This window comes from Arsukibacterium sp. (assembly GCF_018402695.1).
Taxonomy (GTDB): Bacteria; Pseudomonadota; Gammaproteobacteria; order Enterobacterales; family Alteromonadaceae; genus Alishewanella.
Genome location: NZ_JAGYIM010000017.1, coordinates 150,864 through 173,700, shown reverse-complemented (window position 1 = coordinate 173,700; position 22,837 = coordinate 150,864). Strand labels below are relative to the sequence as shown.

Annotated in this window: 20 protein-coding genes; 12 read left to right on the top strand and 8 right to left on the bottom strand. The window is 51.7% G+C overall.

The window, feature by feature from the left end:
- Positions 1–26 precede the first annotated feature (26 nt).
- From KG631_RS11330 to KG631_RS11320, 3 genes are all read left to right on the top strand, one after another.
- Positions 27–1,115 (top strand): efflux RND transporter periplasmic adaptor subunit, encoded by a 1,089-nt coding sequence (locus tag KG631_RS11330; protein WP_213999834.1) that lies wholly within the window; start codon positions 27–29, stop codon positions 1,113–1,115.
- A gap of 2 nt (positions 1,116–1,117) precedes the next feature.
- A complete protein-coding gene (locus tag KG631_RS11325) occupies positions 1,118–4,171 on the top strand; it encodes an efflux RND transporter permease subunit (RefSeq protein ID WP_213999833.1) in 3,054 nt (1,017 codons plus the stop codon).
- Between the two features lie 195 nt (positions 4,172–4,366).
- Positions 4,367–4,798, top strand: a complete 432-nt coding sequence (locus KG631_RS11320; RefSeq protein ID WP_213999832.1) for a CopD family protein — start codon at positions 4,367–4,369, stop codon at positions 4,796–4,798.
- A 29-nt stretch (positions 4,799–4,827) separates the two neighbouring features.
- Here the strand turns inward: KG631_RS11320 and KG631_RS11315 are convergent, their stop codons facing one another.
- Positions 4,828–5,307: a DUF2231 domain-containing protein gene (locus KG631_RS11315; RefSeq protein ID WP_301003764.1), complete on the bottom strand. Its 480-nt coding sequence runs from the start codon at positions 5,305–5,307 to the stop codon at positions 4,828–4,830.
- A 78-nt stretch (positions 5,308–5,385) separates the two neighbouring features.
- On the opposite strand from KG631_RS11315, the gene coxB reads away from it, so the two are divergent.
- From coxB to KG631_RS11290, 5 genes are all read left to right on the top strand, one after another.
- Positions 5,386–6,084 carry a cytochrome c oxidase subunit II gene (gene coxB, locus KG631_RS11310; protein ID WP_365868917.1) on the top strand — a complete coding sequence of 233 codons (699 nt, stop codon included), beginning with the start codon at positions 5,386–5,388 and terminating at the stop codon, positions 6,082–6,084.
- Entirely contained in the window at positions 6,077–8,608 is a 2,532-nt protein-coding gene (gene ctaD, locus KG631_RS11305) for a cytochrome c oxidase subunit I (RefSeq protein ID WP_213999830.1), read from the top strand. Before coxB ends, ctaD begins: the two co-directional genes overlap by 8 nt.
- 11 nt (positions 8,609–8,619) lie before the next feature.
- Positions 8,620–9,009 carry a hypothetical protein gene (locus KG631_RS11300; protein ID WP_213999829.1) on the top strand — a complete coding sequence of 130 codons (390 nt, stop codon included), beginning with the start codon at positions 8,620–8,622 and terminating at the stop codon, positions 9,007–9,009.
- The gene (locus tag KG631_RS11295) at positions 9,000–9,827 is read left to right on the top strand and encodes a cytochrome c oxidase assembly protein (RefSeq protein ID WP_213999828.1); all 828 of its coding nucleotides are present in this window, start codon (positions 9,000–9,002) and stop codon (positions 9,825–9,827) included. Before KG631_RS11300 ends, KG631_RS11295 begins: the two co-directional genes overlap by 10 nt.
- 165 nt (positions 9,828–9,992) lie before the next feature.
- Positions 9,993–10,166, top strand: a complete 174-nt coding sequence (locus tag KG631_RS11290; protein WP_097109909.1) for a YqaE/Pmp3 family membrane protein — start codon at positions 9,993–9,995, stop codon at positions 10,164–10,166.
- A gap of 15 nt (positions 10,167–10,181) precedes the next feature.
- Here the strand turns inward: KG631_RS11290 and KG631_RS11285 are convergent, their stop codons facing one another.
- From KG631_RS11285 to fusA, 5 genes are all read right to left on the bottom strand, one after another.
- Positions 10,182–11,063, bottom strand: a complete 882-nt coding sequence (locus KG631_RS11285; protein ID WP_213999827.1) for a transglutaminase family protein — start codon at positions 11,061–11,063, stop codon at positions 10,182–10,184.
- Position 11,064: 1 nt separating this feature from the next.
- Entirely contained in the window at positions 11,065–13,530 is a 2,466-nt protein-coding gene (locus KG631_RS11280; protein ID WP_213999826.1) for a circularly permuted type 2 ATP-grasp protein, read from the bottom strand.
- 22 nt (positions 13,531–13,552) lie between these two features.
- Positions 13,553–14,521 (bottom strand): alpha-E domain-containing protein, encoded by a 969-nt coding sequence (locus KG631_RS11275; protein WP_213999825.1) that lies wholly within the window; start codon positions 14,519–14,521, stop codon positions 13,553–13,555.
- A 3-nt stretch (positions 14,522–14,524) separates the two neighbouring features.
- Positions 14,525–15,982 (bottom strand): circularly permuted type 2 ATP-grasp protein, encoded by a 1,458-nt coding sequence (locus KG631_RS11270; protein WP_213999824.1) that lies wholly within the window; start codon positions 15,980–15,982, stop codon positions 14,525–14,527.
- Positions 15,983–16,175: 193 nt separating this feature from the next.
- Entirely contained in the window at positions 16,176–18,275 is a 2,100-nt protein-coding gene (fusA, locus tag KG631_RS11265) for an elongation factor G (protein WP_213999823.1), read from the bottom strand.
- A 192-nt stretch (positions 18,276–18,467) separates the two neighbouring features.
- Between fusA and KG631_RS11260 the strand changes: the two genes are divergently transcribed.
- From KG631_RS11260 to KG631_RS11245, 4 genes are all read left to right on the top strand, one after another.
- Positions 18,468–19,178 carry an SIMPL domain-containing protein gene (locus KG631_RS11260; RefSeq protein WP_213999822.1) on the top strand — a complete coding sequence of 237 codons (711 nt, stop codon included), beginning with the start codon at positions 18,468–18,470 and terminating at the stop codon, positions 19,176–19,178.
- Between the two features lie 2 nt (positions 19,179–19,180).
- Positions 19,181–19,642, top strand: a complete 462-nt coding sequence (locus KG631_RS11255; RefSeq protein ID WP_213999821.1) for a GNAT family N-acetyltransferase — start codon at positions 19,181–19,183, stop codon at positions 19,640–19,642.
- A gap of 83 nt (positions 19,643–19,725) precedes the next feature.
- Positions 19,726–19,926 carry a type II toxin-antitoxin system VapB family antitoxin gene (locus tag KG631_RS11250; RefSeq protein WP_213999820.1) on the top strand — a complete coding sequence of 67 codons (201 nt, stop codon included), beginning with the start codon at positions 19,726–19,728 and terminating at the stop codon, positions 19,924–19,926.
- A gap of 2 nt (positions 19,927–19,928) precedes the next feature.
- The gene (locus tag KG631_RS11245; RefSeq protein WP_213999819.1) at positions 19,929–20,306 is read left to right on the top strand and encodes a VapC toxin family PIN domain ribonuclease; all 378 of its coding nucleotides are present in this window, start codon (positions 19,929–19,931) and stop codon (positions 20,304–20,306) included.
- 151 nt (positions 20,307–20,457) lie between these two features.
- Here KG631_RS11245 and KG631_RS11240 read toward each other — a convergent pair whose 3' ends face one another.
- Both KG631_RS11240 and KG631_RS11235 read right to left on the bottom strand, forming a co-directional pair.
- Entirely contained in the window at positions 20,458–21,309 is an 852-nt protein-coding gene (locus KG631_RS11240; RefSeq protein WP_213999818.1) for a CHRD domain-containing protein, read from the bottom strand.
- 4 nt (positions 21,310–21,313) lie between these two features.
- The gene (locus KG631_RS11235) at positions 21,314–22,732 is read right to left on the bottom strand and encodes a CHRD domain-containing protein (protein WP_213999817.1); all 1,419 of its coding nucleotides are present in this window, start codon (positions 22,730–22,732) and stop codon (positions 21,314–21,316) included.
- Positions 22,733–22,837: the final 105 nt, after the last annotated feature.

Genomic DNA, 22,837 nt, shown 5'->3' with positions numbered 1-22,837 from the left:
TTTTGTCAGCTTTCAGGAAGATTACTATGCGGCGTTACTCAAGCTTATTACTGTTACTATGCTGTGGATTGTTGCTGTCGGGCTGCAGCGAACCGGTAGCTGATAACCCTGAGCCGTTAATTCGGCCGGTAAAATTGCATCTGGTTGGCAGTGATGGCGGCGGCGCAGTGCGTCAGTTTCCTGCCGTGGTTGAGCCGACAGTACGGGCCAACTTAACTTTCAGGGTCACTGGCAAGCTAGTGCAGTTGATGGCCCGGCCCGGGCAACAGGTTCAGAAAGGGGAATTACTGGCCCGGCTGGACGATACCGACTTTACCTTAAAACTGGATCAAGCGCGGGCGCGGTACGATCTGGCACAGACCCAATTCACCCGTGCAGAACAACTCATTGCCCAGAAGTTGGTGTCGCAAGCGGTGTTTGATGAGGCTAAAGCCCAATTACAGGTTGCTCAGGCAGATTTATCTACGGCTGAAACCGCACTCAGTTATACCCGGCTGCAGGCCCCTTTTGCCGGTATTGTTTCCCGTCTGCTGGTCGATAATCATGAAAACATCGCTGCCCAGCAACCGATAATGGAGTTGCAGGTGCGGGATCAGGTGGATGTGGTCATTCAGGTACCGGAAGATGTGATTTCCAATGTCGGCAAAGATTTTGATTACCAGCCTGAAGTGGTATTCGACTCGCATCCAATGTACCGCTACCGGGCCCGCATTCGCGAATGGGATACCCGTGCCGATCCGGCAACCAACAGTTTTAAAGTGGTGTTCAGTATGGCGACACCGACCGAATTTAACGTGCTCTCGGGCATGACAGCGAATGTTATAGCCGAAGTCAGTAAAATTAACGCCGCTTATGTTGATGCGTTATTTATTCCGGCCAGCGCTGTTTTTCTGCCTGATGACGCTACGTTAAACAGCCAGCAAAGCTATGTCTGGGTGTACAACCCCGATACCGGTCTGGTTGAGCGGCGCGAAATCACTGTCAGCAGTTTAACCAGTGCCGGCGCGGCGATAACCTCAGGTCTGGCAGTAGGGGAACAAGTTGTCAGTGCCGGTGTACATCATCTGAATGAGGGCCAGCAGGTACGGCCATGGGTGCGTGAGCGGGGGCTGTAACCATGGATCTGGCCCGTTATTTTATTCGCAATCGAACCTCGTCCTGGTTATTTGCCGCAATATTATTATTTGGCGGCATCGTCTCGTATCTTGGGCTTGGCCGGTTAGAAGATCCGCAGTTTACCTTAAAGCAAGCGCTAATCATCACCCAGTATCCCGGGGCATCGCCTGTGCAGGTGGAAGAGGAAGTAAGCTATCCACTGGAAAACGCTATTCAGCAATTACCCTATGTAAATCATGTCAGTTCGGTCTCATCGGCAGGGCTATCGCAACTGATGGTGGAAATGAAAGATACCTACCGGGCGAAAGAACTGAAGCAAATCTGGGATGAGCTACGTCATAAAGTTAACGACTTACAACCGCAATTACCACCGGGTGTGCAAAACCCGCAGGTTAAAGATGATTTCGGCGACGTTTACGGCATTTTGTATGCAATAACCGGCGATGGCTACAGTGAGGATGAACTGCGTGATTATGTCGACTTTCTGCGGCGCGAGTTAGTGCTGGTGCCAAGTGTCGGCAAGGTGGCAGTAGGGGGCGTACAGCAGCAACAGGTTATTGTTGAAATTTCCCGCCCGCGGTTAACCGCCCTGGGCATTGCGCCACAAACCTTATCTGCCTTATTGCAAAGCCAGAATATGGTCGCTAATGCTGGTTCTATTAAAGTGGGGCCGGACCGGCTGCGGATCTTTCCTACCGGTGAATTTGAATCGGTGGCGGAGCTGGAGAACCTGATTATTTCCAGCCCTGATTCAACAGAACTAATCTATCTGGGTGATGTGGCGCAGGTTTATCTTGAAAATGCCGAGGTGCCCAATCAGCTTATTCGGTTTAATGGTCAGACTGCCCTGACGCTCGGGGTATCGTTCTCCGGTGGCGTTAATGTGGTGGAAGCCGGGGACCAGGTACGTCAGCGCCTGGCAGAGCTGGAGTACAACAAACCGGTGGGGATCACTGTCAGCACTATTTATAACCAGCCGGACGAAGTAGCCAGTTCAGTCAGTGGCTTTATAGTTAACCTGGCTGCTGCCGTGGCCATTGTTATTGTGGTGTTGCTGCTGTTTATGGGGCTGCGTAGCGGCATTTTAATTGGGGTTATCTTGCTGTTAACGGTACTGGGTACCTTTATTTTTATGCAGCAAATGAATATTGAGCTACAGCGGGTGTCACTGGGGGCGCTGATTATCGCCCTTGGCATGCTGGTCGATAACGCCATCGTCATTACCGAAGGTATTCTGATAGGGATGCAGCGCCGGTTAAAACTGGCAGACGCCGCCAGTTTAATCGTTAAGCAAACCCAATGGCCGTTATTAGGCGCGACCGTTATTGCCATAGCTGCGTTTGCACCCATTGGTTTATCCAGTGACGCTACCGGTGAGTTTGCCGGCAGCCTGTTCTGGGTGCTACTGGTGTCATTGCTGCTGAGCTGGGTAACCGCTATTACCCTGACGCCGTTTTTTGCCAGCATCTTGTTTAAAGACAAAGTGCAAGCTACTACCAATGAACCGGCACCGTTATATCAGGGGGCTATTTTTAACCTGTACCGCATAATGCTGAACCTGGCCCTGCGCCACCGGCTGAGCACCTATCTGCTGACAGTAGTACTGTTAGTCGCGGCAGTAATTGGTTTTGGCAACGTAAAACAGGTGTTTTTTCCACCGTCGAATACCCCGATTTTTCTGGTTGACCTGTGGCAACCAGAAGGTACCGATATTCGCCATGCCAGTGAAGATGCGCAGCAGCTGATGAATTACCTTACCAATCTGGCTGGGGTTAGCCATGTCACCAGCACCAGTGGCCGCGGCGCCGAGCGCTTTATGCTGACTTATCAGCCGGAGAAAAATTTTGCAGCCTACAGTCAGCTTATTGTTCGGGCGGAGCAACGTGAACAGTTGCCAGAACTTATGCAACAGACCCGCGATTACATCACTGCACAGTTGCCCAGAGTGCAGCATAAATTATTGCGATTAGAAGTGGGGCCCTCTACGCCGGCAAAAATTGAAGCCCGGTTTAGCGGTAGTGATCCGGATGTGCTGCGAAAATTGGCGGCGCAGGCCAAAACAATCTTACTCTCTGATGGTCAGGCCGTTAGTATCAGAGATAACTGGCGTGAGCGGGCAAAGGTGATCCGGCCGCGTTTTAATGAGGCAATGGCCCGCCGGGCGGGGATCAGCAAGCAGGATATCGACGAAGTTCTGCTAACCAGCATGGCTGGCCGCACGGTGGGCATTTATCGGGATGGCACCCATTTGTTGCCGATTATTGCCCGCTCGCCGCTGGCTGAGCGTGACAATCTGGATGCCCTGTATGATTTACAGGTATACAGCAATAAACTGCAGCGCTATGTGCCAATAACCCAGGTGGTTACCGGTTTTGATTTGGTGTGGGAAGATGCGCAAATTCAACGGCGTGACCGCAAACGCACCATTACCGTTATGGCTGATCACAACAACCTGACTGATGACACGGCCTCAGCTTTACAGGCCAGGGTGCAGGCTCAGATTGACGCTATTGTGTTACCTACCGGCTATTTCCTCAGTTGGGGCGGCGAATTTGAAGCACAGCAAAAAGCCCAGCAGGCTTTGTTCAGCTCGTTGCCGCTCGGTTATCTGATGATGTTTGTGGTAACTGTACTGCTGTTTAATTCGCTGCGCAGTGCTTTGGTGATCTGGGCCTGTGTGCCACTGGCGATTATCGGCGTCAGTTTTGGTTTATTGCTGTTAGGGGCGCCTTTTGGTTTTATTGCGCTGTTGGGCTTTTTAAGTTTATCCGGCATGCTGATAAAGAACTGTATTGTGCTGGTCGAACAGATAAAGCTGGAGCTGAGTGAGGGCAAAGCGGCATTTGATGCCGTATTTGACAGTGCGGTCAGCCGGGTACGGCCGGTTGCGATGGCGGCCATTACCACCATTCTGGGGATGATACCGTTGCTGGGAGACGTATTTTTTGCCAGTCTGGCGGTGGTTATTATGTTTGGTCTGGGCTTTGCCACGCTCCTGACACTGCTGTTTTTACCGGTACTGTATTGCAGCGTTTTTAAAATTCAAAACAGCTAATGTGGCTGCTTATCCGGCGTGGCCGCTCTGGCAACCATTGCCAGGGTCTGAACCCGGCGGCTAAAGTTTTTATGGCTGCCGGGCTGCGCTTGTTATTTTGTCTGCTACAGTTAACTGCATAAATTAAAATATTCATCTGATTAACATTTTATCTGAGGTTTTGCTTATTTTGCCTGCAGCTAATGGAATAGGTTGATGGTCTGGTTGTTGTTTTTGCATATTGCGAGCCTGGTTACCTGGGCCGCGGCGCTGAGTATTTTACTAATATTGATGTCCCGCACCGATGCTGGTCTGCAAACCGGCAGTGAGGTGGATACGCTGGAGCGGGTATGGTTTACCCGGCTCGCCAGTCCGGCAGGTCTGATCGCTATCATATCCGGTACCGCTATTTTTGCTTTTAGCAGTAATTTCAGTAGTTGGTTGTTATTAAAACTTACCCTGGTAACCGCTCTGGTTGTCTGCCATGTCGCGGCCGGACTGCTGATTTTATACAGCCAGCGCCCGGGGGCCCGGGGTATTAGCGGCAAAAGCATCGGTTTGCTCTGTACGGTTTTATTATTGGTACTGTGCATTATTACTGTGGTGCTACTAAAGCCGCAGCTGGAGGCATTTCGATGGTTTGCCTGATAAAAACCGTTAAATGGCGCACGGTTGCGCTACGATTTCGCATCCTGTTGCAGCATATCGTCAATGTTAACCCCAACCGCATATTCATAAACCAGCCGGCCGCCAAGGTAACCGGTTGCAATAATCAATACCCCGCTGAGCAGCGACAAATACAAGCCTTTCGGCATGATTTGAGCCGCGGCGTCCGGCAAACGCAGCAACCAGTTAAAGGTAGCCAGCGACAACAACATCACGGCCAGAATAGCGTGGCACCAGCCACTGATCAGCCGTCTTATCTGGCTTACCAGCAACAAATCCATCAGCCCGGCACTGCTGGCCAGCCAGCCGCCCACCGCGCCCACCCCCGACAACCACAAGCTGGCGCGGGCCCAGAACGGATCAGTGCTGTACATAAAGGCCAAATCGGTGGCAATCAGTCCCAGCAGTGCGGCCACCGGGAAATGAATAAGTCCTGGGTGGATGGGGTGGCCAAATACTTTGATCTGGCTGGTGATGGGTTCCATCGACATGGTTTACCTCTGCAGATTAAACGCCCTGCGGCGACGTTACTGCGCTGCATCCGGGCCATATTGAGGCAAAGTGTAGCAGTGTTCTGGCCCGTTATCCTGTTGTCCGCCATCAGCGGCTGCAGCGGGCCTTATTCCAGCCTGGATCCCCAGGGGCCGGCCGCAGCCGACGTGGCCCTGTTGTGGTGGCTAATGTTTGGCTTTTTCTCTCTGGTGCTACTTATTGTGGTGCTGCTCTGGCACTACGCGATAAAACGACGGGCGCCTGAGCTGCCGGTGACCGGGGTCAGTGGCTGGATTATCTGGGGCGGACTGGCCTTGCCGGTGCTCAGCATTACCATTCTATTAATTATTGGCATACCGATAGGGCAACGGATGATGCCGATAGAAGATGAAGACGCCATCCAGATTAAGGTGACCGGCCATCAGTGGTACTGGCAGGTTGAGTATCCGGGCTATAACTGGCAGCTGACAGATGAGCTGCATATTCCGGTTAATACTGTGGTGCATCTGCATATAACCAGCGCCGATGTTATTCATTCGTTCTGGGTACCGCGGCTTGGCGTAAAACTGGACATGTTGCCTGGGCGCACCAATGTCCTGCGGCTGGAAGCATCCGCTGCGGGTGTATACCGTGGCCAGTGCGCTGAATACTGCGGTCTGGGCCATGCGCATATGCAATTTACCGTAACGGCGCATCAGCCTGAAGATTTTGCCAGGTTGCTGGCGGAGCAAACTGTTGCAGGCGCTGCAGCTGACGGAGGTAACGCTGATGACTGAGCACGAGTCTGGCGTTTCGCCAGCTGTTTTTAAGCAACAGTTGGCCCGGGTTTGGGCGAATTTACCCGGCTGGGGCAGTCTGGCAGCAGTAAACCACGGCACCATTGGTTTGCGTTTTATGGTTACCGGTATGCTGTTTTTCCTGGTGGGCGGCGTGCTGGCGATGCTGCTAAGAACCCAGCTGGCACTGCCAGAACAGGACATCATCAGCGCTGAAACCTACAGCCAGCTGTTTACCATGCATGGTAGTGTGATGATGTTCTTATTTGCCATTCCGGTACTGGAAGGGCTGGCGATTTATCTGATCCCGAAAATGATTGGCGCCCGCGATTTGGTATTCCCGCGGATCAGCGCTCTCGGCTACTACTGCTATCTGTTTGGTGGCATTATTATTATGGCCAGCTTGCTGCTGGGTATTGCCCCGGATTCCGGCTGGTTTATGTATACGCCACTCAGCAGCAGTGACTATGCACCGGGGCCGGGCTCTGATTTCTGGTTGCTGGGTATTACCTTTGTTGAAATATCGGCGATGGCGGCGGGTATTGAACTGACGGTATCTATTTTGTGCAGCCGCGCCCCGGGGATGACCCTGAGCCGGATGCCCTTATTCTGTTGGTACATTCTGGTGATGGCCCTGATGATTGTATTTGGCTTTCCACCACTCATTCTGGCCAGTATTCTGCTGGAGCTGGAGCGTGCGGCCGGTATGCCATTTTTTACGGTGGCAGCAGGGGGCGATCCGTTACTGTGGCAGCATTTATTCTGGTTATTTGGCCACCCTGAGGTTTACATAATTTTTCTGCCGGCCGCCGGCATTGTCTCGACCCTGATCCCGGTGTTCAGCGGCCGGCCAATCGTTGGTTATCGCTGGGTAGTCATCGCTATTATTTTAACCGGCTTTATCAGCTTCGGGCTGTGGGTGCACCATATGTTTACTGTCGGTATTCCGCAACTTGCCCAGGCATTTTTCTCGGTGGCCAGTATGCTAGTCGCCATCCCTACCGCAATCCAGGTATTTGCCTGGCTGGCCACGCTGTGGCGGGGCAAGGTGGTATTCCGCCTGCCAATGCTCTGGATAAGTGGCTTTCTGGTGATTTTTGTCTGTGGTGGCCTGACCGGGGTGATGCTGGCGCTGGTGCCGTTTAACTGGCAGGTGCATGATACGCACTTTGTGGTGGCCCACATGCACTATGTATTGGTGGGTGGCATGTTCTTTCCGTTAATCGCCGGGCTTTATTACTGGTTACCGCTGGTTTCAGGCAAAATGCCCTCAGCGCTGATTGGCCGCTGGGGCTTCTGGTTAACCTTTGGCGGCTTTAACCTGACCTTTTTATTAATGCATCTGACTGGCTTACTGGGCATGCCGCGCCGGGTTTACACTTATGAAACCGGGCTGGGCTGGGATGGCTTGAATTTATTGTCATCGATTGGTGGCTTTATCATGGCCATTGGCGTAGCGCTGGTGCTGCTGGATTTATTACTGCATTTCTGGTTTGGCAAACGCGCTGCCGCCAACCCCTGGCAAGCCGATACGCTGGAATGGGCGCTGGATATGCCACCGGCTCAGTATAATTTTGCCAGCATACCAACAGTTAGCAGCCGCCAGCCGTTGTGGCAGGACCCGCAGCTGGCTCAGCGGATAGCCAGTGGCCGGGAAGGGCTTGCCAATGCCAATAGCGGCCTGCGTGAAACCTATGGTACCTCGCCGGTAAGTGCCCAATTACAGAAGATTTTGCAGCTACCCGCTAATTCCTGGTGGCCGCTATACAGTGCGCTGGCACTGGCTGTGGTTTGTATCAGCCTGCTCAGCCGCTGGTACCCATTTGCTTTGCTGGCATTTGTTGTTAGCGTTGTGCTGCTACTGCGCTGGAGTTGGGAGAATGGCGGCCATCCGGCGGCGGCGCCGTTGCACTTAGCTCAGGTAAGCAGTGAGCAACCATTATTACCGGAGTCGCACACCACTGACGGCCCCGGTCGCTGGGGCATGATAGTCACGCTGCTGGCCAATGGTGCCCTGTATATGTCGCTGTTATTTGGCTGGTTTTATTTGTGGACAGCCGCGCCGCAGTGGTCTGCGCCGGATCAGGGGCCTTTGCCGCTGTGGCTGTTATTGCTATCCGGTATACCCGTTTGTATTGCGGTGGGGTTGTTTCAACGCTTGTGTCAGCGTCTGGCTGAAGGGAATGATAGCACGCTGCAGCGCCAGTTATGGTTTAGCGCTGCTTGTGGCGTAGTGCATTTTATTATGGTTCTGGCGCTATTTATGATGGCACCGCTGGATTATTCGAACAGCGCCCACGACGCGGTGTTACAGGTTATTTTATTATATTTGTTAGGCCATGCCGCGCTGGCCATGGTGTTGACAGCGCTGCAGGCAATTCGGGTGGCCCGCGGCTATGTCAGCGCCAGCTTGCCGTATGAACCGCAGGTCGTTAAACCCTTTTGGTTTTACTATCTGGCGGTATACTGGCTCAGTGTGGCGTTGTTCTTTCTGTTGCCGCTTGGCTGGGGGGCGCTTAAGTGAAAAGTACTGGCATGAGCTCTCAGCGCAGACAAAAGGCCCGTTGGTCAGATCCGGGCCATCCGGTTCAGCTGGTCGTGGGCCTGACTATCTGGAGCATCTGGTTTATTGCCATGTATGGTGGTTTATCGGTGGTGTGTCGGTTTGCCCCACCGGCTACTCAGCACAGCCCCTTTACCTGGCTGAATGGCGGTTTATTTGGCTTAACGGTGTTGGTTGTGGTGTTGTTGCTATTGCTGGCCTGGCGCTGTGGCCGCTACTGTCTGCGGCAGCGCCGGGCTAAACATCATGACGCTGGCGTAACGCAGTTTGCCGGCTATGTCAGCACAGTGTTATATCTGGCTGCAGCCGTTGCCACCCTGGCCGGCGGCCTGCCTGTTCTGGTGCTCAGCCCATGCAATTGAACCCGAAGCACATTGTTTTCAGGTTGGTTGCGTTGTTACTGGGCAGTGCCAGCTTGCCATTGCAGGCGCATAACCCCTTGCAAAGCGACGGTGCGACTTTCTGGGCCGCGTTGGTAGCGGTAATACTGCTGGCATTATTCTGGTTGTTTTATCTGGTCGGTAGTATAAAAAGGCCGCCGCAACGGTGGCGGGCGCTGTTGTTCCATAGCAGCTGTGTGTTATGCGCAGTTGCTGTGATCGGGCCGCTGGATGAGTTAGCTGAAACCAGTGCCAGTGCCCATATGATCCAGCATATGCTGTTTATGGTAGTAATAACGCCAATGTGGGCATTGAGCATGCCATTAGCGCAATTTGCTGCTGCCAGCGGTCACTGGGGCCGGCTGGTATGGCAACCCCTGCTGCAACTGACTGCATTTCCGCTACGCCTGGCCTATTTGCATGCGGCTATGGTCTGGTTCTGGCATACGCCCCGTTTTTATGTGTTGGCGCTGGAGCACCCCTGGTGGCATTTAGTGGAGCATTTTTGTTTTATCTTCAGCGCTGCCATCCTATGGTGGGCCGTGCTTAATTGTAGCGAGCGCACCCGCAGCTGGGCCTTGCTGGCGCTCTTGTTTACTCTGATGCATACCGGTTTTCTGGGGGCATTGCTGACATTTGCTGACACCCTTCTTTATTATCCTGAGCATCAGCTAGCAGACCAGCAACTGGCCGGTTTACTGATGTGGGTTCCCGGCGGCCTGCCATACCTGCTGGCTGCTGCCTGGTTGGGGTATCGCTGGTTAACTGGCAGGGCCGCCAACACTGACCCGACGCCTTAGCCGGTAAACTTTACCGGTTGGCAGTTACCTGATGCTATTTTTACCGATACCTGCCCGCTTTTTAGCTTCTTAATTTAAACAATATCAGTAAGTTGTGATTTATTGCCTGGTCGGCATGTTTCCTGCTTAGTTAAATGGAGTCAATCTGAACCTAAGGAGATTTTTATGGCTGTTACCGCAACTGACCCTATTAAAATACTGTTTGCTATTATTCTGCCGCCACTCGGGGTATTTCTGGAAGTCGGTTTAAAAGGTCACTTTTGGCTGAGTATTTTACTGACCCTGCTGGGCTTTATACCCGGTATTATTCATGCGCTTTACGTCATTCTGAAGCATTAACAGCGCCATCGCTTGCTAATCGGCCAGCGGTGCGACGTCGACGGCTACTGTCAGGGTGTGCTCGCCATTGCCCTGCAGTAAGCCTTTCAGTGGCACTACATCTGCATAGTCACGACCAAATGCCACGGTAAGATGTTGTTCGTCGGCCAGCAGATTATTGGTCGGATCAAAATCTATCCAGCCTAATGAAGGATCAAATACGGCGAACCAGGCATGGGAAGCATCAGCACCTACCAGTCTCGGTTGTCCCTCTGGCGGCCGGGTTTCCAGGTATCCACTGACATAGCGGGCCGGAATACCGACAGCCCGCAAACAGCTTATCGCCAATTGGGCGAAGTCCTGACAAACGCCACGCTTATGACTGATCACGTCGCGAAGTGGCGTTACGACGGTGCTGAACTCCGGATCGTACTGAAATTCATTAAAGATAAAACCATTTAATGCCTGCGCCAGCTGCAGCACATTCTGGTTTTCGCGTAGTAACGGCGTTATTAATGCTTTGGCTTGGGGGAGCAGCGGGATAAGCTGACTGGCATGTAAGCAAAGTCTGGCCTGCAGGGTAGCTGGGTCATGCTCGCCGGCCATATGGTTGTGCAACTGACTTAGACTGACCGCATCCTGAATTTTCAGCACATTATGCCTTGGCTGCACGGTAACGATACTGTCAGCAGAGACACTAAGTTGATCATGTGGGCTTTGTAGATGGATGAAATGCTGCGTATTGCCAAAATAGTCGAGCCGCTGCTGTATTTCAGAGGGCTGGGGCATTACCTCAAGCCGGGTTTGCAGTACCTGTTGATAGGGTAGCTGGCGCGGCGTAACGCAGGCCAGATTATAGCTGTTGGCTACCGGCTGCGGGTAACTGTATTGGGTAAGATGTCGTAAGCTGTATTTCATATCAGAAACGTTGCCACTGGTTATGGAAGTCGACATGACTGAAATAGGACAGGGTAATGCGGTCAGACAACTGACGCAGTCTTAACTGCAATTGTAACAGCAGTTGACTAAGCTCAGGCTGTGCCTGCTGCAGACCATCAAATAACTGCCGTGGGTCGGTTTGTTGCAACAGTGCCAGCAATTCGCCGGCCAGCTGACTTTCATTCCCCGGTCGCTGCGTTGTGTCGCCCGCCGAAAATTGCTGGGGCGGTAGCTTTTTCACCTGATGCAATAAGATTGTGCACTGATAAGCAACCGAGCGGGGAGTGCTGTCATCGAGCAACAACAAATCCATTACCGGTACCGGATGCAGTGCGCTGTGGTAACGCCGGCGATACGTTAACAGGGTATCAGCCATTCGTAACAGGGCTTCGAGCAGGCTGGCGCCGGGGGTGGTCTGACAAAACACTGCATGCAGCAGGCCGCTGGTTTGCAGTGCCCGTTCCAGATGCTGGCCCAGGTCCATAAAGCGTAAGCTATGGGTCCGGCTCATAGTTTCGTTATTAATACCGTAAATAGCTGTTTGCAGTAATATAATCTCGTCCATGCTGCGCAGCAACGCAGCCGGATGTTGCCAGTCGGGCTGTGCCGGCCAGCTATAAACTGCGCTTTGCAGCCTGTCCAGCACGTACCAGGTGTCTTCACTAAAGTATTCGCGAACCGACTGGGCGTTAAACAGCAGGTTTTTTAAGATGGCCATCAGCCCATGCGGGTTATCCGCTGAAAACAGCGGGTTTAGTAACAGGCTTAAATCACCATCCGGCGCTGGGGTTGCGCCGCTGGCCTGCAGGCAAAAGCGTAACAGGGTTCTGGCATCATGTTGGCCCTGCTGAGGATCATCACCACTTAACAGCGGCAAAGCAGCGCGCAATGCCCGGCAAATCAGGTTTAAACGTTCATTATAGCGGCCTAACCAGAATAAGTGATCTGCCACCCGGCTGGGTAGCAAGCCGGCCTGGCGTGACAAGGTAAACCGGTTGCCAGCACTTTGTAATAAGCTGCTGCTGTGAGCTTTTTCCGCCAGTACCCAGACATCCTTAGCGTTAAATTGCTGATTGAACCCCTCTCGCAGCCCGCTCTGCAGAATAAGCGGGTTAACGTCGGTTCGTCCCAGCGCGCCGGGCAACACCTCGGGGATAGCACTTTTCTGATCCTGCAGGCTGAATAGCCGTAGGGCGCCGGCCTGCTGCTGCAAGCCGCCGTTGGCAGACCAGCAGGATAACTGGCTTAATGGCAAGATTTCGCGGGCAATATAAGCCTGCGGCTGTTGCTTAATTTGCTGCCACAAGTCGCTAAGCGGATCAGTGCTGAGCAGCGCCGGCAAAAACTGCTGGTTACTGGTTAAATGCTGCAAACAATAACGTTCAGGCTGCTGCTGCACCAAGGCCAGCGCCTCTGGCTCGCCACACCACAGGGTGGGGACTGTGGCCAGTTGCAGCGGTTCAGCCAACAGGAATTGACAGGCTTTATCCATAAAAGGTAGCAGCGCGCCCGACTCCAGTAATCTGGTGCCCGGCGGGTTGGCACAAAACAGCTGATTACTCCGGATACTTTGTAGCAAGCCAGCGCAGCCGCTGCTGGCCGGCGCCAGCTCCAGCGGATCACAGCTGTTGTCATCCAGATAACGCAGTATACTATGCAGTGGTTGCAAACCACTTAAGGTTTTCAGCCATAACTGACCATTTTTAAACATTAAATCGGCGCCATGCACCAGCGCAATATCCAGATAATTTGCTAAAAATGCATGTTCAAAATAGGCAGTGTCACGCTTTTGATGAGTCAGCAACGCCGCCAGTTGTTGCTGGTTACTGTCTGCTGCCGGTTGTTGCAACAATTGTTGTAATTGCCGGAAAAAACCAGCTAACTGGCTTTTCTTTATCTGGTTGTTCAGCTCAGTGGTGGTGTTGTTAAACGCCAGCCGATGTTCCAGCACATGGCCCAGGCCGGCCGGCACCTGGCTGACATCATTGTAGACGCAGAACTGGCCATTGTTGTCACGGCCGACATCACAAGCCAGCAGCGATAACCATGGATAGGGTTGGGCTAAGTTGGCACAGGGCAGCAGAAACTCCGCATTCAGATAAATGACATCGGCTGGGACAATACCGTGCTGCAACAACTGTTGTGGGCCATATAAGTCAGCAAGCATGGCGTTAAGCAGCCGGTGACGCTGCACCAGCCCCGCGTCGAGTTTCTGCCATTGCATATCGTCAATCAGCCAGGGTAACAGGTCAAGTTGCCGTGCTGAGGTATGCCAGGGATCAACTGCTGCGCCATTTTCCCGCAGCTGGTGCTGTAGTTCGCTGTGTAACTGGCTGCGCTGACGGTCATCCTGCCGGTGCCACCATTGTTGCAGGGTCTGCCACTGGGGAAGCGTTTGCCAGTGTTGCTGCTCGCTGTAGCCCGGTTGCCCGGTATTCAGGGACATAAGGATCCTGTGTTTTGCTGGTTCAGGCTGAAAGCTGCTGACTTTGCTGGCTATTGTCAGGTTCAACAATTACCTGATGCAAGTGAATAATGCCGGCCTGGATCTGATCAATTAATACATGCAGCTGTTCGGTTGATAAGTCAGTCAGCGGCTGCTCTTTCAGCAGTGCCTGCAGGGCATGAACCTGCTGCAAAATAGCGTTGCTGTGCGGTAAACCTCTGGCCGAGGCAGCGACCCGGTTCAAACAGTAGGCTATCGATCGCGGAAAATCAGCATAGGTCAGCAGATAATCTATGGCGTCAACATCACCGCTTTGTTCAGCTACATAATAATGATAAGACTCGATGCCACCTAAGGCGTTAAGAATTGAGGTCCAGCGAAACTTTGGCCGTTTAATCTGAGTGGGCTGCAGTTGTTGTAGTACCAACACGTCCATAATCCGGGTGGTCATATCAGCCCGTTCCAGCAATCGGCCACTGTTAAACAAATCAAAGGCATCGCCACGCAGCATGACACCATCCAGCACCCCAACCACCATCTGGCAGCGCCGACTGACTTCGGTCATCAGGTTGTAACGGTGCTGCCTGCCTTGCAGCTGCTGGCAGTGCTGCTGTAAAAACAGATCGAGTTTATTCAGCTCTTCCCACATATCCCGCGGAATAAGCTGGCGGATGGTGCGGGCATTAAATTTTAACTGGCTGCAGGTGTAGCGAATTGACACGGTGCTGTCTTTGTTGCTGATTAAATGCGCCATCACCGCGTTTTCGATACTGGATTGCTCCGGTTTAGCGTCGGCCGGCAGTTGATAGGAATCCAGCGCCTCTGCGCTGTTCAGGCCCATGACATCCAGCAGCACCGGCCAACTGAATTTGGTGTCCTTGTGGCTGTCAATCAGCAGATGGCTGGTGGCATTGACCAGGCGGGCAGTATTGTCCAGCCGCTCCAGATAACGACCCAGCCAGAAAATATGCTCAACGGATTTTAATAACATAGTTTAAACCTCATCGTTGATGATCCAGGTGTCTTTGCTGCCACCGCCTTGCGATGAATTAACCACTAAGGAACCCCGGGTCAGGGCTACCCGACTTAAACCACCAGTAGTACAGTACAATTCTGCACCTTGCAGAATAAACGGCCGTAAGTCGAGGTGACGTGGCTCCAGCACCTCGCCACACAACGTTGGTGCGGTCGATAAATTTAACGTCGGCTGGGCAATAAAGTTACGGGGGTTGGCCTCGATGGCCTCTGCCATTTGCTGTTGTTCTGCTAATGTTGAGCGCGGCCCGATTAAAATACCGTAGCCACCAGACTCATTGGCGGGTTTTACCACCAGTTTGTCGAGGTTGGCCAGCACATAGCTTTTCTGTTTAGGGTCAAGACACAAAAAGGTTTCAACATTATCCAGCAGCGGTTGTTCGCCCAGATAATATTCAATAATTTGCGGCACAAACGCATAAATGACTTTATCGTCTGCTACGCCAGAACCGGGAGCATTAGCAATCGACACATTGCCTTTGGCCCAGGCTTTGATCAGGCCGGGGATGCCAAGCACCGAGTCAGGCCTGAACGCCAGCGGATCAATAAATACATCGTCTACCCGGCGGTAAATAACATCTACCCGGCGTTTGCCGCGCAGGGTTTTCAGCCAGACGACGTCATCTTCCACATACAAGTCATGGTTTTCTGCCAGCTCAATCCCCATCTGCTGCGCCAGAAAGGTATGCTCAAAATAGGCAGAGTTGTAAATGCCCGGCGTTAACAGCACGATGCAGGGCACATCGCCATCGCGTGGTGATAATGACGCCAGCATCTGCCACAGCTGGTGCGGGTAGTCATCAACCGGGAAAATGGTTGAGTCGGCAAACAGCTCCGGAAATACCCGTTTCATTACCGTGCGGTTTTCCAGCATATATGACACGCCGGATGGCACCCGTAAGTTGTCTTCGAGTACCAGAAACTTACCGCTGCCATCCCGCACTAAATCGGTGCCACAAATGTTCGCCCATGCCTTAAAACGGGGCGAAACACCCTGACAGGGTTTTAGATAATTTCTGGATTGCAGCACCAGTTCTGCCGGAACGATGCCTTGTTTCAGAATTTTCTGTTCGTTATATAAGTCATCTATAAACAGATTAAGTGCGCGCAGCCGCTGCTTTAAACCAGCACTGGTATGCTGCCACTCACTACTGGGAATGGTACGTGGCATCACGTCTAATGGCCAGGCACGGTCAATATTATCGCCGTCAGCGTACAGGGTAAAACAGACACCCATATCGCTAATTGTCTGATTAATCTGCCTTTGTCTATGTGTGAGCTCGCTGGCGCCATGTTTATCAATAAAGCGGGCAATAGCAACGGCGGGCCGGCGAATACTGCCATTAGCACTGACCAGTTCGTCAAAACAGTCAGCAGTCAGCGGATAGCCGCCCTGGGTAAAACTGGTTACGCTCATCGGCAACTCCTTGTCCTGCGCAGTGGCGCAATGCGCTTTAGTCGTTAAGTTAAGTCTTTAACTGTAGCAAGGCATGTGCCATAGGGCCAACTCCGGTAGGTGTGTACCATACTCCTGTTGCTTAAAAATTAATACGTAAAACAAAAAGCCCCGCCGGTTTGCACGGGCGGGGCTTTTTAAGCTTGGTTAATGCTTAGTTTTTAGCAGCAGCCGCTTTCTTTTCTTTTTCTTTAGCAATAACCGTTTCTGCAACGTTGGTCGGGCACGGTGCGTAGTGTGAGAACTCCATAGAGAACTGACCACGGCCTGAGGTCATAGTACGCAGGGTACTGATGTAACCGAACATTTCTGACAATGGCACGTCAGCTTTAATCCGCACACCGGTAACGCCCGCTTCCTGGCCAGAGATCATGCCACGACGACGGTTTAAGTCACCGATTACATCACCTACGTGATCTTCCGGGGTAAACACGTCAACTTTCATGATTGGCTCAAGCAGTTGTGCGCCGGCCTTTGGCATGGTTTGACGGAAAGCGCCTTTAGCAGCGATTTCGAACGCGATAGCAGAGGAGTCAACAGCGTGGAAACCACCGTCAAACACTTCAACTTCAACGTCAAGTACCGGGAAACCAGCCAGGGTACCGGTTGACATCATTGACTCAAAACCTTTCTCGATAGCAGGTAAGAACTCTTTTGGAACGCTACCGCCAACAACCGTTGATTTGAAGGTAAAGCCTGAGTTTTGCTCGCCCGGACGAATGCGGTAATCGATTTTACCGAACTGACCAGAACCACCAGATTGCTTTTTGTGAGTGTAGCTGTCTTCTACTTCACGGGTAATGGTTTCGCGGTAAGCTACCTGTGGCTGACCTACAACTAATTCTACGCCGTAAGTACGCTTCAGAATATCTACTTTAATATCTAAGTGTAATTCACCCATACCCTTAAGGATGGTTTCACCTGAGTCAACGTCAGTTTCAACCCGGAAGGTTGGATCTTCAGCCACCATCTTACCGATAGCGATACCCATTTTCTCCACTGAACCTTTGTCTTTTGGCGTAACAGAGATAGAAATTACTGGCTCTGGGAATACCATTGGCTCAAGGGTACAAGGGTGCTTAGGATCACAAAGGGTGTGGCCGGTCTGGGTGTTGTTCTTCATACCAACTAAGGCGATGATGTCACCCGCCTGGGCCGAAGTCAGGTCGATACGGTCGTTAGCGTACATTTCAACCATCCGGCCGATACGCTCTGTTTTACCGGTGAAAGAGTTCAGGATGGTATCACCCTTGTTCAGTACACCAGAATAAATACGGATAAAGGTCAGGGCGCCGAAACGGTCATCCATGATTTTAAATGCTAAGGCGCGGAACGGCTCATCTGCAGACACAATAGCGTGCTTGCCGGTTTCATTACCTTCTTCATCAGTCAGCGGCTGCGGAATAACTTCAGTTGGTGATGGTAAGTATTCTACAACTGCATCTAACAGTAATTGCATACCTTTGTTTTTGAAGGCAGAACCACAGTAAGTCGGGAAGAAAGCCAGGTCACGACAACCTTTTCGGATACAACGCTTAACGTCGTCAACTGAAGGCTCTTCGCCATCCATGTACGCCATTAATAAGTCATCATCCTGCTCTAATGCCGTTTCGATTAACTGGGTACGGTACATTTCCACGTCATCAGCCATATCAGCTGGTACGTCGGTAACTTCATAGTTTTCCGGCTGGCCGGTCTCGTCCCAGATGTAAGCTTTCTGAGTTAACAGATCTACTACACCTTTAAAGGTGTCTTCACGACCGATAGGCAAGGTCATGATTAACGGGTTTGCGCCCAGTACTTTTTTAACCTGCTCGGTAACACGGATAAAGTCAGCACCGATCCGGTCCAGCTTGTTAACGAAAATCAGACGTGATACTTCCGCGTCATTGGCATAACGCCAGTTGGTTTCTGACTGAGGCTCAACACCGCCAGAACCACAGAATACACCAATACCGCCGTCCAGTACTTTTAATGAACGGTATACTTCAACGGTGAAGTCAACGTGGCCCGGGGTATCGATAACGTTGAAACGGTAGCCTTTCCAGAAACAGCTAACGGCTGCTGACTGGATAGTTATGCCACGCTCCGCTTCCTGTTCCATAAAGTCGGTAGTAGATTCACCTTCGTGAACTTCACCTAACTTATGAATTTTACCGGTCAGTTTCAGGATACGCTCGGTAGTAGTGGTTTTGCCGGCATCAACGTGGGCGAAGATACCAATGTTTCTGTATAGGGATAAATCTGCTGACATAGTAATCTCAATAAGCTAGGGTTTGAAAATAGTGCGACAATATACAGGATTTTAAAAAGATTTGCAGGGAAAAAATGTTGTCGGTCGCTAATTTTTTATCCATGCTGTCAAAGCTAAGTTACAGGCTGTGCTCAAGCCCATTTTGCTGCCTGATACAGCTTTATTCCCCAGCCGCCTTAATAAGGATGTATTATGAAAACACTTTGTATTAGCTTGCTGCTACTTATGACTTTGCCGGCAACCGCCAACAGCAGTTTACCCGCTACCCGGCATATTGCGGTGCAGGGTACGGCTGAACTAACTACCACACCAGATATTGCTGTTATTTCAATGGAAGTCACCAGTATGCAAAAAAGTGCACTGGAGGCCAAAGCCGATGTTGATAAGCGGGTCAATCAGTTACTGGACGGGCTGGATGATTTTGCAGTTAAAACCGACGATGTTACTGCCAGCAACCTGCTAACCGAGCCAGAGTATATTTATACCGACGGCAATCAGCAGCAACTCGTCGGTTATCGTGCCAATCGCTCTTTGAAGTTAAAATTGACTAACCTTGAGCAGCTTAATCAATTGCTTGATTATGCGTTGAGCGTTCGTATAGACGAAGTGCAGGACATTCAGCTGCAGTCGTCCAAAGCTGATGAACTGCGTAAACAAGTTACAGCAATGGCCGCAGAAAATGCTAAGACCAACGGTAAAGCACTGGCCAATGCCTTTGATGCCAAGCTGGGCAGAATTTACAGCATTAACTCCAACAGCCAACGACAACGCGGTGGCTATGAGATGATCCAGGTAACCGGTGCCAGACTAAATGCCTCCGATGCGGCGCCAGGCCGATATCTGCAAGCAACGGTAAGCTTCAATAGCACGGTTGATGCGGTATTTGAGTTGTCGGTTAATTAAAGATGCTGAACATTGTTGCGGGCAGGCTGGAATCGCCAGCGGTTAGCCAATTACTGCAGGGCCACTTAGACGATATGTATGCCACCTCACCGCCAGAGAGTGTGCATGCACTGGATATCAGTAAACTACAAGCACCTGATATCCGTTTCTGGAGTGCCTGGCAGGGTGATACTTTAGTGGGCTGTGTGGCGTTAAAGCAGCACAGTGCTCAGATGGCCGAGATTAAATCAATGCGAACGGCTCACGAGGCGCGGGGGCAGGGTGTAGGGCGCGCCTTATTGCAGTTTTTGCTTGAGCAAGCGCAGCACAGCGGTATTCGTCAGCTTTATCTTGAAACGGGTTCAATGAATTTTTTCCTGCCAGCCCGCACCTTGTACCAAAGCGCGGGCTTTAAGTTTTGTGGCCCTTTTGCTGATTACCCGGATGATCCGAATAGTATGTTTATGACCAAGGTGCTGCGCTAGCTTTCGGGGCCAATTCAACAACGCGATTAGCGAAGATGCCATTTTTGATGCATACTTGTGCTTTATCTGATGTTGGGGGCGATATGCGTACCACCGTAACGATTGACGATGAGTTATATCAGCAGGCACTTGCACTGGCTGAACCGGATATGGACAAAGCGGAATTATTTCGCGAGGCGATCAAAACCTATATTCGGGTGCAAGCAGCCCGCAGACTTGCTGCACTTGGCGGTAGCGCACCCGATATGCCACAACCTAAGCGGCGGCGAGCAGAGCTGGCCTAAGCATGAATGTACTAGTTGATACATCGGTATGGGTTAGTCACTTTCGGCAGCACAATGTAGTTTTGGCTATGTTGCTGCAGTCTGATCTGGTTGTAATTCATCCGCTTATTGTATTAGAAATTGACTGTGGCACACCGCCGGCACCTCGTCAGCGAACGTTGGCGGCGTTGCGTTTGCTGCGCCCGACACAGCAGCCGGCGTTACAGGAAGTCGCTGATTTTATTGAGAGAGAACAGCTTTATAATCAGGGTTGTGGTTCGGTTGAAATGATATTGCTGTGCGCAACCTTACTGACTCCGGGCACTAGCCTCTGGACGCATGACAAAAGTTTGCTGGCATTAGCCAGTCGGTTTAACAAAGCGTTTAACGATCAGAACTGACAACACAGATTCAGGCGTGTTATTTAATTTTAGCAACAGCTTTTCTGCGCTGAGCGCAATGACACTGGAAAAGGCAATTTGTCCCAACTAAAACAGGCCAGTTTTGCAACTGACCTGTTGTGCTTCAGATGAACAGCTTAACTAGCAGGTGCTACTCAATCTGGCCTCTTATTTCGCCGTCCGGGAACGCCGGGGTGTGAACATTAACGTAGTGGCCACCGGCTGCCAGCACCTCGAAGATGCTTTGGGTTAACGCCGCATCAGCGGGCGCCATCCAGCGGTTTACATCATCAGCATCTTGCTCCAGCCCCAGCAGTACCGGGCCGTTTTCGCCCGCTATACCGGTATGAATATGCGCCATGGTGGCATCTTCTACGCCTGACGTCAGTACCTGTAATTCCAGGCGGAAATCACTTAAACCAACAAGCGCATAGCCATTACCCATTGCTGTGGTGTCCACTGCCGGTACTTCCTGGGTACCCGATAACGGGAAGGTGACTAACGCATACTGATCGCTTGCGACAATCTGGCCACGCAGCTCGCCACCCGGGTTAGCGGGGGTATGTACATTGACATAGTGACCGCCTGAGGCCAGTACCGCTAAAATATCGGCATCAATCATCGCGCCCTCTGGCGTAGACCATTTGCCGGCATCATCAGCAGATTGCTCCAGCCCAACCAGAACATCACCATTTAAACCAATACGGCCGGTATGAATATGGGCCATGGTGGCATCATCGACTCCTTCGGTCAGCACAGTCAGCTCAATACCAAAGTCAGTGGTGTTCACTAACGCATAACCGGTACCCGATGCGGTAGTGGTTACTGCTGGCACTTCCTGCGAGCCGCTTAGCGCAAACGTCGCTAACACGAAGTTATCGGTTAAGATTTGGCCCCGCAATTCACCACCCGGGTTGGCAGGCGTATGCACATTGACATAGTGTCCACCAGAGGCCAGTACCGCAAAGATATCAGAGTCAAGCATGGCATCGGCAGGGGTCACCCATTTACCCCGGTTCCGCCATATCCTGCTCCAGCGCCACTAACACATCGCCATTGTTACCCACGCGGCCGGTATGAATATGCGCCATGGTGGCATCGTCAACACCTTCGGTCAGGGCAACCAGTTCGACACTGTAATCTGCGGTGTTAACCAACGCGTAGCCTTCACCTGACGCCATTGTGCTAACCGCAGGGACTTCCTGGGCGCCACTAAGTGCAAAAGTCGCTAACACAAAGTTGTCGGTTAAAATCTGGCCGCGCAGCTCGCCACCCGGATTATCAGGAGTATGTACATTGACGTAGTGGCCACCTGAGGCCAGCACAGCAAAGGTTTCTTCGTCAATCTGGGTGTCTTCCGGGGTCATCCAGGTACCTAAATCATCGGCAGATTGCACCAGGCCCACCAGCACGTCACCATTGTTACCAATCCGGCCGGTATGGATATGGGCCATAGTGGCAAAATCAACGCCGCTAGTTACTGCTACTACCTCAACCATATAGTCGTCAGTATTAACCAGGGCATAACCGTCGCCTGACGCCTGAGTATCAACCATTGGCACTTCCTGGCTACCTGATAACCCAAAGGTTGCCAGCACAAAGTTATCAGTGAGAATTTGGCCTCTTAATTCACCACCCGGGTTAGCCGGGGTGTGAACATTAACATAGTGACCGCCACCGGCAAGGACCTCAAAGGTGGCCTGATCAATCATAGTGTCAGCAGGAATGACCCAGACACCGGCTTCATCTTCATAGGCTTCAAGGGCCACCAATACATCGCCGTTGGTACCAACCCGGCCGGTATGAATATGCGCCATTTCGGCGTCATCAACACCCATGGTTCTTACGGTAAGGGTAAGCTCGTAGTCAGTTTGATCGACCGCGGCATAAGCAAAACCACTGGCACTGGTCATCACGGCCGGTACCTCTTGCTGGCCTGACAGCGGGAAGGTGACAATTACCGTGTCTTCATTCACGATCTGACCGCGTATTTCACCGTCCGGGTACTCGGTGGTATGGACATTGATATACCATTCACCGTTTTGTAAGTCGGCCATCAGTTCTGCAGTAATATCTGTTTCGGCAATACTGTAAACGCCATCGTTACCGGCGGTAAATTCAAAGGCGACGTCACCGTTAAAGCCTAAGTCGCCATCGTGAATATGCGCAGCTTCAACATTCTCAACATCTGACAGGTCCATGCTCGCCCTGATTTGCATTAAATCAGTGTCCAGCTCGACGGTGGCCACTGCCATTTGCATCGAATCAACGTTAGGGACCTGCTGCACACCAGACAAACTGACTTCAAAGGTCTGGTCAACGCTAAATACCGGTGGTGGTTCGACTATCACCTCATCATCGTCAGAGCCATCAAAACACCCGCCGAGGACAAACAAAGGGAGTGCGAGATAAAGTAATCTTTTCATTTTAAAACTCCTGTTATTATAAAAGAGTTCATAACGAAGAACTCAGAACGCAACTACACATCAAGCTACGACTTACAACCTGCATTGGATGCAAAAAAATTGCTA

Bases quoted from the DNA above. Each gene is read 5' to 3' on its own strand.
- KG631_RS11330 (WP_213999834.1), top strand. From the start codon at position 27: ATGCGGCGTTACTCAAGCTTATTACTGTTACTATGCTGTGGATTGTTG.
- KG631_RS11325 (WP_213999833.1), top strand. From the start codon at position 1,118: ATGGATCTGGCCCGTTATTTTATTCGCAATCGAACCTCGTCCTGGTTA.
- KG631_RS11320 (WP_213999832.1), top strand. From the start codon at position 4,367: ATGGTCTGGTTGTTGTTTTTGCATATTGCGAGCCTGGTTACCTGGGCC.
- KG631_RS11315 (WP_301003764.1), bottom strand. From the start codon at position 5,307: ATGTCGATGGAACCCATCACCAGCCAGATCAAAGTATTTGGCCACCCC.
- ctaD (WP_213999830.1), top strand. From the start codon at position 6,077: ATGACTGAGCACGAGTCTGGCGTTTCGCCAGCTGTTTTTAAGCAACAG.
- KG631_RS11300 (WP_213999829.1), top strand. From the start codon at position 8,620: ATGAGCTCTCAGCGCAGACAAAAGGCCCGTTGGTCAGATCCGGGCCAT.
- KG631_RS11295 (WP_213999828.1), top strand. From the start codon at position 9,000: ATGCAATTGAACCCGAAGCACATTGTTTTCAGGTTGGTTGCGTTGTTA.
- KG631_RS11290 (WP_097109909.1), top strand. From the start codon at position 9,993: ATGGCTGTTACCGCAACTGACCCTATTAAAATACTGTTTGCTATTATT.
- KG631_RS11285 (WP_213999827.1), bottom strand. From the start codon at position 11,063: ATGAAATACAGCTTACGACATCTTACCCAATACAGTTACCCGCAGCCG.
- KG631_RS11280 (WP_213999826.1), bottom strand. From the start codon at position 13,530: ATGTCCCTGAATACCGGGCAACCGGGCTACAGCGAGCAGCAACACTGG.
- KG631_RS11275 (WP_213999825.1), bottom strand. From the start codon at position 14,521: ATGTTATTAAAATCCGTTGAGCATATTTTCTGGCTGGGTCGTTATCTG.
- KG631_RS11270 (WP_213999824.1), bottom strand. From the start codon at position 15,982: ATGAGCGTAACCAGTTTTACCCAGGGCGGCTATCCGCTGACTGCTGAC.
- fusA (WP_213999823.1), bottom strand. From the start codon at position 18,275: ATGTCAGCAGATTTATCCCTATACAGAAACATTGGTATCTTCGCCCAC.
- KG631_RS11260 (WP_213999822.1), top strand. From the start codon at position 18,468: ATGAAAACACTTTGTATTAGCTTGCTGCTACTTATGACTTTGCCGGCA.
- KG631_RS11255 (WP_213999821.1), top strand. From the start codon at position 19,181: ATGCTGAACATTGTTGCGGGCAGGCTGGAATCGCCAGCGGTTAGCCAA.
- KG631_RS11250 (WP_213999820.1), top strand. From the start codon at position 19,726: ATGCGTACCACCGTAACGATTGACGATGAGTTATATCAGCAGGCACTT.
- KG631_RS11245 (WP_213999819.1), top strand. From the start codon at position 19,929: ATGAATGTACTAGTTGATACATCGGTATGGGTTAGTCACTTTCGGCAG.
- KG631_RS11235 (WP_213999817.1), bottom strand. From the start codon at position 22,732: ATGAAAAGATTACTTTATCTCGCACTCCCTTTGTTTGTCCTCGGCGGG.